The organism is Ensifer adhaerens (assembly GCF_002007205.1).
Lineage (GTDB): Bacteria > Pseudomonadota > Alphaproteobacteria > Rhizobiales > Rhizobiaceae > Ensifer > Ensifer adhaerens_D.
The window spans coordinates 1057977-1070017 of sequence record NZ_LAZS01000006.1 but is presented as its reverse complement, the minus strand read 5'-3'; the positions used below and the strand labels follow the sequence as shown (position 1 = coordinate 1070017).

At 64.2% G+C, this 12041-nt stretch carries 11 protein-coding genes; 9 read left to right on the top strand and 2 right to left on the bottom strand.

From position 1 onward, the window contains the following. The first annotated feature begins 64 nt into the window (after positions 1–64). Genes XB14_RS17865 through XB14_RS17840 form a run of 6 tightly spaced genes read left to right on the top strand, consistent with a single transcriptional unit; the run spans position 65 to position 7063 of the window. Positions 65–1510, top strand: coding sequence for a type II and III secretion system protein family protein (locus tag XB14_RS17865; protein WP_077962880.1), 1446 nt, complete (start codon positions 65–67; stop codon positions 1508–1510). Positions 1511–1566: 56 nt separating this feature from the next. Then, positions 1567–2262 carry a CpaD family pilus assembly protein gene (locus XB14_RS17860; protein WP_143348422.1) on the top strand — a complete coding sequence of 232 codons (696 nt, stop codon included), beginning with the start codon at positions 1567–1569 and terminating at the stop codon, positions 2260–2262. A gap of 18 nt (positions 2263–2280) precedes the next feature. Further along, positions 2281–3567 (top strand): AAA family ATPase, encoded by a 1287-nt coding sequence (locus XB14_RS17855; RefSeq protein ID WP_077962878.1) that lies wholly within the window; start codon positions 2281–2283, stop codon positions 3565–3567. 17 nt (positions 3568–3584) lie between these two features. Further along, entirely contained in the window at positions 3585–5048 is a 1464-nt protein-coding gene (locus XB14_RS17850) for a CpaF family protein (RefSeq protein ID WP_077962877.1), read from the top strand. 8 nt (positions 5049–5056) lie between these two features. Beyond that, positions 5057–6067, top strand: coding sequence for a type II secretion system F family protein (locus XB14_RS17845; protein WP_077962876.1), 1011 nt, complete (start codon positions 5057–5059; stop codon positions 6065–6067). Between the two features lie 9 nt (positions 6068–6076). After that, the gene (locus XB14_RS17840; RefSeq protein ID WP_077962875.1) at positions 6077–7063 is read left to right on the top strand and encodes a type II secretion system F family protein; all 987 of its coding nucleotides are present in this window, start codon (positions 6077–6079) and stop codon (positions 7061–7063) included. 239 nt (positions 7064–7302) lie between these two features. Here the strand turns inward: XB14_RS17840 and XB14_RS17835 are convergent, their stop codons facing one another. Further along, positions 7303–8127, bottom strand: coding sequence for a tetratricopeptide repeat protein (locus tag XB14_RS17835; protein WP_077962874.1), 825 nt, complete (start codon positions 8125–8127; stop codon positions 7303–7305). 130 nt (positions 8128–8257) lie between these two features. Between XB14_RS17835 and XB14_RS17830 the strand changes: the two genes are divergently transcribed. From XB14_RS17830 to XB14_RS17820, 3 genes are all read left to right on the top strand, one after another. Further along, positions 8258–9649 (top strand): leucyl aminopeptidase family protein, encoded by a 1392-nt coding sequence (locus XB14_RS17830; protein ID WP_077962873.1) that lies wholly within the window; start codon positions 8258–8260, stop codon positions 9647–9649. A gap of 86 nt (positions 9650–9735) precedes the next feature. Further along, positions 9736–10086, top strand: a complete 351-nt coding sequence (locus XB14_RS17825; protein ID WP_077962872.1) for a MarR family transcriptional regulator — start codon at positions 9736–9738, stop codon at positions 10084–10086. A gap of 6 nt (positions 10087–10092) precedes the next feature. Then, complete coding sequence (locus XB14_RS17820; RefSeq protein WP_077962871.1) at positions 10093–10947, top strand: NlpC/P60 family protein; 855 nt, start codon at positions 10093–10095, stop codon at positions 10945–10947. A 133-nt stretch (positions 10948–11080) separates the two neighbouring features. On the opposite strand, the gene XB14_RS17815 is transcribed toward XB14_RS17820, so the two are convergent. Further along, the gene (locus XB14_RS17815) at positions 11081–12040 is read right to left on the bottom strand and encodes a 2-hydroxyacid dehydrogenase (protein WP_077962870.1); all 960 of its coding nucleotides are present in this window, start codon (positions 12038–12040) and stop codon (positions 11081–11083) included. Position 12041 lies beyond the last annotated feature (1 nt).

Below are 12041 nucleotides of genomic sequence, written 5' to 3'. Positions count from 1 at the left end.
GAGCGGAAATACATTTCGGGCGTCTGTCGCAGCCGGCCTATCATTCTGCCTGGCGGTTACCGGCATGTATCTGCCGGCGCCGACGGTGGCACTGGCGGCTGCGTCTTCGGTCGTGCGGATCGTCGAGAGTGGTCCCGGCGCGAAGAAGAAGGTGAGCCTCGGCTTGAACAAAGCCGTGGTCGTCGATTTGCCTGCCGACGCGCATGACATCCTCGTCGCCGACCCGACGCTCGCCGACGCCGTGACCCGCACCTCGCGACGCATCTACCTCTTCGGAAAGTCCGTCGGCCAAACCAACATCTTCGTCTTCGGCCCCAACGGCGAGGAGATCGTTTCCCTCGACATCGAGGTCGAGCGCGACATCGCCAACCTCCAATCCAACCTGCGCCGCTTCATTCCGGACGCCGACATCAACGTCGAGATCATCTCGGACAACATCGTCCTGACCGGGACCGTGCGCACGCCGCTCGATTCCAGCCGAGCGGTCGACCTCGCCAAGGCCTTCCTCCAGGGCGGTGAGGCGACCACGCGCAATATCACCGCCCAGGGCAACAATGGTGACGCCGACATCTTCGCCGAAGACCGGCAGGTGTCGCAGATCGTCAACCTGCTGACCATCGATGGCGACGACCAGGTCAATCTCAAGGTCACCGTGGCCGAGGTCAGCCGGCAGGTCCTGAAACAGCTCGGCTTCAACGGCCGCGTCGGCGACGGAGAAAGCGGCATCGCCTTCCGCAACCCGGCCAACCTTGGCGACGCGGTCGGCGTCGGCGTGAACGCCATCATTAGCAAGACCGTCGGCGGCACCACGATCTCCAGTTACATCAACGCGATGGAGCAGGCCGGCGTGATGCGGACGCTCGCTGAGCCGAGCCTCACGGCGATTTCGGGACAGGAAGCCAAGTTCTATGTCGGCGGCGAGTTCCGCCTGGCGGGAACGCAAGAAGTCCGGGAAGACTCAGTCACTCGCGAAGTCAATGATGTCGAATATGGTATCCGCCTGAACTTCAAGCCGGTCGTGCTCGGGCCTGGGCGCATCAGCCTGAAGATCGAGACGAACGTTTCCGAGCCGACCTACGAGGGTTCCGTCGTCACCGGCAACGGCAGAACCACCATCCCCGGCAACACCTTCCTCGGGATTCGCAAGCGCGAGGCCTCCACCAGCGTCGAACTGCCGTCCGGCGGCTCGATCGTGATCGCCGGTCTCGTTCAGGACAATATTCGCCAGGCGATGTCCGGTCTGCCGGGTGCGGCGAAGATCCCGATCCTCGGAACCCTCTTCCGCAGCAAGGACTTCGTGCGCAACGAGACCGAACTGGTCATCATCGCCACGCCCTACCTGGTTCGCCCGGTCGCCAGAAGCGCGATTGCCCGGCCCGATGATAATTTCAACCCGGTCAACGATCTCGACAGCTTCTTCCTCGGCCGCGTGAACCGCATCTACGGCCGGCCGGAGGCAGCGGCGCCTGCGGGCCGCTACCACGGCAACGTTGGCTTCATCTACAAATAGGCTGGGTCATGACGCTTCGAACCGATTCCCACGCGAATTCCGAAAGGCCGAATGCCATGTCCTCAAGCCCGTCCAGAGTATTGCTTCGTCGTACGAGCCGGGCGGCCGTCCTGGCGCTGGCCGGCGCCTTGCTCGCCGGTTGCGGCACGAAGGACAACCTTGCGACCGGCTCCATCCCCGACGACTACCGCACCCGACATCCGATCGTGCTTGCCGAAGGCGAACGCGTCATCGATATCCCGATCGCCTCGGGCGATCGCCGTCTGACCCAGGGCACGCGTGACGTCATCGCCGGTTTTGCGGCCGACTATCGCAATTCGGCAAGCGGCGTCGTGCAGATCATGATGCCGCGCGGTGCGGCCAACAGCCACGCAGCCCAGGCGATGCGCCGGGAAATCCGCGGCGTGCTCGCTGCCGCCGGCGTGCCGGCCAAAAGGTTGCTGGAGACGAGCTACGATGCCGGACCCTATGGCGACGCGGCACCCATCCGCCTGAGCTATGTGGCGATTACCGCGCAGACGGGGCCTTGCGGCACTTGGCCGGAGGACCTGAACCTCAACACCCTGGAAAACAACAACTACTACAACTTCGGCTGCGCCTCGCAATCGAACCTTGCGGCCCAGCTTGCCAACCCCACGGACCTCCTCGGTCCGCGCCAGATGTCGCCGATCGACGCCACGCAGCGCGGCAAGGTGATCTCGGATTGGCGTGGAACCGAGAAGAAGGGCGGCTCGACCGTCCCCACCAACTGATATCGGCTGGATGAAGAGATGAGCACGATCGATTACAGGATCGAGACCGGCGGCGACAGGGACGAACCGTCCTTCGATGCGCGTATGAGCGACCTGGAACAGGTTCGGCCGCTGCCGCGGATTTCGATCCATGCGTTCTGCGAAAGCAACGCGATGCTGCGGCTGATGGAGCGGTGCGGGCAGGATCGGCGCATGGCGAAGGTGAGCCTGCGCATCAACAGCGGCAGCATCGATGCTGCCGCAAACATGTTTGCAACCGTATCGACGCCCAACCTCATCATTCTCGAGACGACGACGGAGCCGCAGTCGCTGCTGGCGGAACTGGCGCCGCTGGCGGAGGTCTGCGACCCGAGCACCAAGGTGATCCTCGTCGGCAAGCACAACGATATCGGGCTCTACCGCGACCTCATCCGCAACGGCATCTCCGAATACATGGTCGCGCCGGTGTCGATGCCGGACATTCTGACTGCCGTATCGGCAATCTTCGTCGATCCCGATGCGGAGCCGCTCGGTCGCAGCATCGCCTTCATCGGCGCGAAGGGTGGCTGCGGCTCGTCCGTGATCGCGCACAATTGCGCCTGGGGCATCTCCAGCCTGTTCTCGACCGAGACTATCCTTGCCGACCTCGACCTGCCCTATGGCACCGCCAACATCGACTTCGACCAGGATCCGCCGCAGGGCATTGCCGAGGCGGTCTTTGCGCCGGAGCGCCTGGACGAAGTGTTCCTCGATCGCCTGCTGACCAAGTGCTCCGAACACCTTTCGCTGCTTGCCGCCCCTTCGATGCTCGACCGTGCCTATGATTTCGAGACCGGAGCTTTCCACCCGATCCTCGAGATCCTGCAGCGCAGCGCCCCGGTTTCCGTTCTCGACATTCCGCATCTGTGGACCGACTGGACGCGGTCCGTGCTTGGCGAGGCCGACGAAGTGGTGATCACGGCCATCCCCGATCTTGCGAGCCTGCGCAACGCCAAGAACCTGCTCGACGCGATGAAGAAGCTGCGTCCCAACGACAAGCCGCCGCACCTGGTGCTGAACCAGGTCGGCATGCCGAAACGTCCGGAGATCGCCGCGAACGAGTTCTGCGATTCCCTGGAAATCGAAGCGGCCGCCATCATTCCCTTCGACGCAGCCCTGTTCGGCAATGCGTCGAATAGCGGCCGGATGATCGCCGAGATCGACAAGAAGGCGCCCGCCGCCGAAACCTTCTCGCAGCTTGCACATCTTCTGACCGGCCGTGTGACGATGAAGAAGGCCCGGCGTGGCGGCCTTGGCAAGATGCTCGCAGCGCTCGGCAGGAAATAGGACGTAGGGTTACTGAGATGTTTGGCAAACGCGGAAACGAAGGCTTCGGCAAAGGCGGCACCCCGGGTTCCGCCCCTCCGCCGATCGTGACTGCGGTGCAGGCGCCGGTCGTCGAGCGCGCCGTCCCGGTTCTGGCCGATACACCGTCCGCAGGTTCGAGGGCGCAGCCGCCGGCCCCGCCGGCACGGCGGCGTCAGGCGCGTACGGAAGACTACTACGACACGAAATCGCAGGTCTTTTCCGCGCTGATCGATACGATCGATCTGTCGCAGCTCGCCAAGCTCGACACCGAGAGCGCGCGCGAGGAAATCCGCGATATCGTCAACGACATCATCACCATCAAGAACTTCGCGATGTCGATCTCCGAGCAGGAGGAACTGCTCGATGACATCTGCAACGACGTTCTGGGCTATGGTCCGCTCGAGCCACTGCTCGCCCGTGACGACATCGCCGACATCATGGTCAACGGTGCCGGCCAGACCTTCATCGAAGTCGCCGGCAAGGTCCAGGAATCGGAGATCCGGTTCCGCGACAACGCGCAGCTGCTTTCGATCTGCCAGCGCATCGTCGGCCAGGTCGGCCGCCGCGTCGACGAATCGAGCCCGATCTGCGACGCCCGCCTGCCGGATGGATCCCGCGTCAACGTCATCGCCCCGCCGCTCGCCATCGACGGCACGGCGCTGACCATCCGCAAGTTCAAGAAGGACAAGCTGACGCTCGAGCAGCTCGTCCGCTTCGGTTCGATCACACCCGAGGGCGCCGTTCTCCTGCAGATCATCGGCCGCGTCCGCTGCAACATCGTCATTTCGGGCGGCACCGGTTCGGGCAAGACGACGCTGCTCAACTGCCTGACGCGCTACATCGACACGGACGAGCGGGTGATCACCTGCGAAGACACCGCCGAGCTGCAACTGCAGCAGCCGCATGTCGTGCGCCTCGAAACCCGCCCGCCGAACATCGAAGGCGAGGGCGAGATCACCATGCGCGATCTCATCAAGAACTGCCTGCGCATGCGGCCGGAGCGGATCATCGTCGGCGAAGTGCGCGGAGCGGAGGTCTTCGACCTGCTCCAGGCGATGAACACCGGCCACGACGGGTCGATGGGAACCATCCACGCCAACACGCCGCGCGAATGCCTGAGCCGTATGGAATCGATGATCGCGCTTGGCGGTTACACGCTGCCGGCCAAGACCGTGCGCGAGATCATCTCAGGCTCGGTGGACGTGATCATCCAGGCCTCCCGCCTTCGCGACGGCTCGCGCCGCATCACCCACGTTACCGAGGTCGTGGGGATGGAGGGCGATGTGATCATCACGCAGGACCTGATGCGTTACGAGATCGACGGCGAGGATGCAGGCGGACGGATCATCGGCCGCCACGTTTCGACCGGCATCGGCCGGCCGCATTTCTGGGACCGCGCCCGCTACTTCAACGAGGACAAGCGGCTGGCCGCGACCCTCGACGCGATGGACAAGGGCTAGGAGCTGCGATGTTCGGGATAGACATCACCGTCCTGGCGTTGGCCGCCCTGGTCGCCATTTCGGCGGCCGCACTTGCCTACGGCCTGCTGTTCTCGCGCATCGAAAGCGAAAAGAAGGCGGAAGGCCGGGTGCGCAGGATCAGCGCCGCGGAAACCGACCGTGCCAAGGTGAAGGCCGCGCGTGACCGCGTGAGCGAACTGTCGAAACGGCGAAAATCCGTCCAGGATTCGCTGAAGGAACTGGAAAAGAAACAGCAGGAGCGCTCGACCAAGGCAGCACCTTCGATGAAGGTGCGACTGACCCAGGCGGACCTGTCGGTCTCCATCGAGCGCTTCTACCTGTTCAGCGCGCTCTTCGGCCTGTTCGCCTTTCTGCTCGTGCTGATGCTGGGAACCGGGGTCGCCGTCGGCGTCGGCATCGCCCTGATTGCAGCTCTCGGCCTGCCGCGCTGGCTTGTCGGCTTCCTGATCAAGCGCCGCTGCAAGAAGTTCCTCGAAGAGTTCCCCAATGCGCTCGAAGTCATGGTTCGCTCGATCAAATCGGGGCTTCCCCTCAACGACGCGCTGCGCCTCATCGCCTCGGACGGCCAGGAGCCGGTAAGGACGGAGTTTCGTCGCGTGGTGGAATCCCAGCAGGTCGGCTTGAGCGTGTCCGAGGCCTGCGCCCGCATGGTCAACAGCATCCCGCTGCCGGAGGTGAATTTCTTCGCCATCGTGATCAGCATCCAGGCGCAGGCAGGTGGCAACCTGTCCGAAGCCCTCGGCAACCTGTCGAAGGTTCTGCGCGAGCGCAAGAAGATGCGGGCGAAGGTCAGCGCCATGTCGATGGAGGCCAAGGCGTCGGCCTGCATCATCGGCTCCCTGCCGTTTATCGTCGCGCTTTTGGTTCACCTGACATCGCCAGCCTACCTGATGGTGCTGTTCACCGACCCGCGCGGTCATCTGATCATCGGTGCCGGCCTGTTCTGGATGAGCATCGGCATTTGGGTGATGCGCAACATGATCAACTTCGACATCTGAGGGGCGTCGATGAGCACGAACCTGATCAAGACCCTGACAGATCCCAACGTCGTCATCGCCGTTCTGGTTTCACTCGCCGTGCTCGCGACCTTCTATTCGTTGATCGTGCCGTTGTTCGAGCGCGGCGACCTCGGCAAGCGGATGAAGTCGGTTGCAACCGAACGCGAGCAGATCCGGGCACGCGAACGCGCACGGCTTGCCGCCGAAGTTCAAAACGGCAGGGCGAACCTGCGCGGGCAGAACAACGCCTCCATCCGGCAGATCGTCGAACGCCTCAACCTGCGCTCCGCCCTCGTCGACGACAACACGGTCAACCGCTTGAAAATGGCCGGCTTCCGCTCGCAGAACGCTCTCAACACTTTCCTGTTCGCGCGCTTCTGCCTGCCCTTCCTGTTCCTGCTCGTCGCGCTCGTCTATATCTTCGTGCTCGGCAACTTTGTCGACAAACCGTTCATGGTGCGGCTGTTCTTTGCGATCGGGTTTGCCTATCTGGGCTTCTACGCGCCGAACATCGTCGTGACCAACGCCATCTCCAAGCGCCAGGCGTCGATACGCCGGGCCTGGCCGGATGCACTGGATCTCTTGCTGATCTGCGTCGAATCGGGCGTGTCGATGGAACTGGGCATGCGTCGTGTCGCCGACGAGGTGGCTTCGCAGTCGCAGCCGCTTGCGGAAGAGCTGGTGCTGACGACGGCGGAACTGTCGTTCCTGCCCGAGCGCCGGGCGGCGCTTGAAAACTTCGGGCAGCGCACCGGTCTCGAAGAGGTCAAATCCGTGGTCCAGGCGCTGATCCAGGCGGACCGCTACGGCACGCCGATCGCCCAGGCCCTGCGCGTCCTTGCGCAGGAAAGTCGCGACCAGCGCATGACGGCCGCCGAGAAGAAGGCCGCAGCCCTGCCGCCGAAGCTGACCGTGCCGATGATCCTCTTCTTCCTGCCGGTGCTGGTCGCCGTCATTCTTGGACCGGCAGGCATTCAGGTCGCCGACAAGTTCTAGGTCACAGCGACCGAAGGCGTTCCGGTTGTCATTCCCTCTGAAAGTACCGAACGCATGCGACCATGTCGCCCGACATTCCGGCGGCGCGGCGATCGCTTCTCAATAGTAATCGGCCGGGAAGATTGCTTGGGCGCTCGGCTGGACCAGGCGAGCCGTGCAGGTCCGCGCGGCGGTCCCCGAGTGACGATAAATCGGAAGCCCAAAGCGCCGGGCGTGTGCCTGAAGCGTCGCGACGCGGCCTAGTTGGCGACCTTCTTTTCGTCGGCCTTGGCGAGCTCTTTCCATGCGCCCTGCTGTGAAAGCATCGAGCGCAGGTAGGCGACGTTTGCTTCCGCCTGTTCGCTGGAAAGCTCCTGGCGGGCGATCGTCTCGGCTTCCTGGAAGCGTCCCTGAAGGCCGACGGCGAGCGCAAGGTTCTGGCGCACGCTGCTGTCGGCGCCGGGCTGGCTGGCCGCCGACTTGAGATAGGTTTCGGCCGTACGGAGATCCTTGGTCAGGAGGTAGGACATGCCGAGATTGGAGAGCACCGACGGTTCGTTCGGCTTGAGATCGAGGGCTTCACGATAGCGCAGGCGCGCTTCCTGTGCGCGGCCCAGCTGGTCGAGGATCGCGCCCTCGGCCGATTTCAGCTTCCAGTCCGGCCGGTCCGGCGTCTGCGCCCGGCCGATCGTCGCAAGCGCCTGTTCGAGCTGGCCGGCGGCGGCCTGTGCCTTGCCGTAGGCGCCGAGCACCTCACGGTCGGCCGGATGGTTGATTGCGACCTGCTGCATCACGGCGAGCGCCTGCTCGTTGCGGCCGGTCATGCGCAGCAGATTGGCGTAGTTGAGCCCCGCTTCGCGGTCTTTCGGATTTTTCTCATAGGCCTGGCCGATGCTTTCGGCCGCCTGGGACAATTCGGTCGCCGTCATCGACTGCACGGGCCTCGACGTCCGCGAGATCGAGCCCGTCGTCAGTTCCTTCTTCGGCTGGTTGGCGCAGCCCGCAAGCGACAGCGCCAGCAGCGCGAGGGCAGCACCCTGGCACAGGCGAGCGGCGTTGAAGGATGAGATCGTGCGTTTGGCCATAGGTGTCCCCAGCATGCATTCGCGCACCTGAACTTCAGACAACACCGGCGCAACTTTCACTCCAGCAATAATCTGTTAACCCTAACAGAGCGTTAATGTCGCGATTCATCTCTGTCAGCCGAGGACTTTCATGGCTCCCTATCAGTTCATCGAGCGGCCGTCGCCGTTCAACACCAGCGCCGGCAAGACCCTGCCGATCTTCGCCGTCACGCCGGCGCATATCGAGACGGGGACGATCGACCCGATCGCTTTGGACTGGGCGCGCAAGGCTGGCTTCACGGCCGAATCCGGCGCGGTGCTGTTGATCCCGTCCGCCGACGGCCATCTCGGCGGCGCGCTCTTCGGCCTCGGCAGCAACCCGTCTGAAGCGCCGTTCCTTGCCGGCAAGCTGGCGCGGGCGCTGCCGGCGGGCAAGTGGCACATCGAGACCGCGCCGCTCACCGCCAACCGGCTGGCGCTCGGCTACGGCCTCGGCTCCTATCGCTTCGAGCGCTACAAGTCCGCCAAGGGCGAACCGCCGACGCTGCTGATCCCCGCCGACGCGGACGCGACCGACATCAAGCGCCAGCTCGCCGGCGTGTTCCTGGCGCGCGACCTCATCAACACGCCGACCAACGACATGGGGCCGGAAGCGCTCGAAGGCGCATTCCGCGCGCTCGCCGCCCATTACAAAGCCGACGTTTCGGTCATTACCGGTGAGGCGCTGCTGACGCAGAACTTCCCGCTGGTTCATACCGTCGGCCGCGCCAGCGCCGAGGCTCCGCGCCTGCTGGAACTGCGCTGGGGCAAGAAGGGCCACAAGAAGGTAACGCTGGTCGGCAAGGGCGTGTGCTTCGATACCGGTGGTCTCGACATCAAGCCGGCCTCCTCCATGCTGCTGATGAAAAAGGACATGGGCGGTGCCGCCAACGTCCTCGGCCTGGCGCTGATGATCATGGACGCCAAGCTCAAGGTCGATCTGCGCGTCATCGTGCCGGTGGTGGAGAACTCGATCTCGGCCAATGCGTTCCGGCCCGGCGACATCTACCGCAGCCGCAAGGGCCTGACGGTGCAGATCGACAATACCGATGCCGAGGGCCGGCTGATCCTCGCCGACGCGCTCGCCTATGCCGATGAAGAAAAGACCGACCTGCTCGTCGACATGGCGACGCTCACCGGTGCTGCCCGCGTCGCGCTCGGCCCGGACCTGCCGCCCTTCTTTACCGACGATGCCGATCTCGCCCATGATCTCACGGAAGCAAGCCTCGAGGTGGACGATCCGATGTGGCGGATGCCGCTCCACAACGGCTACGACAAGGATGTCTCGGCGCGCATCGCCGATCTGACCAATGCGCCGGCCGGCGGCATGGCTGGGTCGATCACCGCCGCGCTCTTCCTCAGGTGCTTCGTCACCAACGCCAAGAGCTGGGTGCATTTCGACATCTTCGGTTGGGCGCAGTCCGAACGGCCGCATTCGCCCGTCGGCGGCGAGGCGCAGGCGATCCGGGCGCTCTACCAGCACATCCAGAAGATGGCGAAGTAGCCGTACCCGGCAAAACGGCAAAAGAAACGCTTGCGTAACGATCCGCCGCTATCGTGGCGGATCAGTATCACGCGTAGGAGCCGCCCTTGCCGATAGAGCTAACGCCCTCCCAGGCCCTCGGGCTTTGGCATTCGGTGTCGCTCGCCCAGGTTCGCGTCGACAGCCGCGATCTGACCTTGCGGCAACTGGCGATCCTCCTGCACATCTACCTCGTGCCGCCGCCGCACACCGTGCGCGGGCTGGCGGCGACGCTCGGCGTCACCAAGCCGGTCATTACCCGTGCGCTCGATACCATGGGTGCGCTTGGCCTGGTCGATCGCGCCCGCGATGACCGTGATCGCCGCAACGTCGTCATCAAAAGGACAGTCGAGGGTGCTCTCTATCTTGAAAAATTCGGTGACCTGATCATTGATCAGGGCCGCAAACAGCCCAAGTGAGTAGATATGTCGACACTGCCCGATCGCCGCCTGAATGCCTATAGACCAGACCTTGCTGAAAGCCGCCTTCGCGGCGTCGTGGAGGCCGAGCGCTACGTCGAGGGCAGCGTTGCCCGCATCTCGGTTCCGGTTGCGCCGCTGCGCGCCAAGCCCGATCTCGCCTGCGGCACCGATACCGAACTCTTGCTCGGCGAATCCGTGCGAGTGCTCGACACCAACGAGAGCTGGTGCTGGGTGAAGGCCGATCTCGACGGCTATGTCGGCTACCTTCCGGAATATTGCCTCGCGCCGGTGGTCAAGAGCCCGACCCATATCGTCACGGCGCCGCGCACCTTCGTCTACACCGGCCATGATCTGCGCTTCCCGACGGTCTATCCGCTTTCGATGGGCAGCCGGTTGACGGTTGTCGATGAGCGCGAAACCCGGGGAACGCGCTATTTCCTGCTCGACGGCGGCCAGGCGGTCATCGCCAATCACTGCATCGAGGTCGGCAGTCTCGTGCCGGGAGACTATGTCTCGGTCGCTGCCCGCTTCGTCGAAACGCCCTATCTCTGGGGCGGCCGTTCCGGCTTCGGCATTGATTGTTCAGGCCTTGTGCAATTGTCGATGATGATGGTCGGCAGGCAAGCGCCGCGCGATTCCGACATGCAGGCAACGGGTCTCGGAACGCCGATTGCGCGCGAAGAGCTCAAGCGCGGCGACCTCGTCTTCTGGAAAGGCCACGTCGCGCTGATGGAGGACGACGAAACCCTGATCCACGCCAACGGTCACACGATGACGGTTGCGCGAGAGGGGCTGGAAGCCTCGATCGAGCGGATTGGTTGGCTCTATGAGCAGCCGACGGGCTATCGCCGTCCCTGATCGCCCGTTCAAGGCAAGGAGCCGCCCCCTTGATCGTCGCCGATCGAGGTCAAAATCTCGCATGCGAGTTGCTGAAGCGACGCTGCGGCTCTGCCAGGAGGCACGGCGCGGCAAGCGCCACACCCTCGCTAAATCAGTAGCCGGCTACTTTATCGACGACATGTTCGAGCGCCTGTCCGCTCTCGAACCGGGCGATCTGCTGCTCCACATGGCGGAAGAGCGCCTTCACGTCGGAGGATGCCGCCACATGCGGCGTGACATAGACGTTGGGCATGGTCCAGAAGCGGCTGTCGGCCGAAAGTGGTTCCTGCTCGAAGACATCCAGCGAGGCGCCGCCGAGAACGCCGCTGTCGAGCGCCTTCAGAATGTCGGCTTCCACCTGGCTGCCGCCGCGGCCGGCATTGATGAAGACAGGCGCGCCGAACGGGCCGTTGCGGCTGAGCTTGGCAAACAGGCGCAGGTTGAAGATGCCGCGGGTGTCGGGGGTCAGCGGCAGCAGGCCGACGAGGAAGTCCGTGCGGGCCAGGAAGGCGTCGAGCTCATCGCCGCCGAAGGTCTCGATGCCGGCGACGTCGCGCTTGCTGCGCGACCAGCCGATCACCTTGAAGCCCATGGTCGAGAGCTTGCGCGCAGCATCCTGGCCGAGGATCCCCATGCCCATGACGCCGACGGTAATGTCGGCGGCTTCGGGCTGGGACAGGTCGCGCCATTCGCGCTTTGCCGCCAGCGCCTCGTAGGCGCGGTGCTGGCGCAGGTGCATGAGGCACTGCATGACCACCCACTCGCTCATGCGCGTCGTCAGCGTCTGGTCGACGAAGCGCACCAGCGGCACCTCGGGAAGGCCGGGCAGCGTCAGCACGTGATCGACGCCGGCGCCGCCGGAAAAGACCACCTTGAGATCCGGCGCTCTGTCGAAGAGGTCCGGTGCCGATTTCCACACCACCGCATAGTCGATGCCGGAGAGATCGCGATTGTGATGCACCGCATCGGCGCGGTTGATCACCTCGCGATCGGGGAAGGCACCGCGGAGCGCCGCCTCCACTTCTTCCGGAATGAACTTCAGGTCGACGATAACGGGGCTCTTGGCGGACATG

Bases quoted from the DNA above. Each gene is read 5' to 3' on its own strand.
- XB14_RS17865 (WP_077962880.1), top strand. From the start codon at position 65: ATGTATCTGCCGGCGCCGACGGTGGCACTGGCGGCTGCGTCTTCGGTC.
- XB14_RS17860 (WP_143348422.1), top strand. From the start codon at position 1,567: ATGTCCTCAAGCCCGTCCAGAGTATTGCTTCGTCGTACGAGCCGGGCG.
- XB14_RS17855 (WP_077962878.1), top strand. From the start codon at position 2,281: ATGAGCACGATCGATTACAGGATCGAGACCGGCGGCGACAGGGACGAA.
- XB14_RS17850 (WP_077962877.1), top strand. From the start codon at position 3,585: ATGTTTGGCAAACGCGGAAACGAAGGCTTCGGCAAAGGCGGCACCCCG.
- XB14_RS17845 (WP_077962876.1), top strand. From the start codon at position 5,057: ATGTTCGGGATAGACATCACCGTCCTGGCGTTGGCCGCCCTGGTCGCC.
- XB14_RS17840 (WP_077962875.1), top strand. From the start codon at position 6,077: ATGAGCACGAACCTGATCAAGACCCTGACAGATCCCAACGTCGTCATC.
- XB14_RS17835 (WP_077962874.1), bottom strand. From the start codon at position 8,127: ATGGCCAAACGCACGATCTCATCCTTCAACGCCGCTCGCCTGTGCCAG.
- XB14_RS17830 (WP_077962873.1), top strand. From the start codon at position 8,258: ATGGCTCCCTATCAGTTCATCGAGCGGCCGTCGCCGTTCAACACCAGC.
- XB14_RS17820 (WP_077962871.1), top strand. From the start codon at position 10,093: ATGTCGACACTGCCCGATCGCCGCCTGAATGCCTATAGACCAGACCTT.
- XB14_RS17815 (WP_077962870.1), bottom strand. From the start codon at position 12,040: ATGTCCGCCAAGAGCCCCGTTATCGTCGACCTGAAGTTCATTCCGGAA.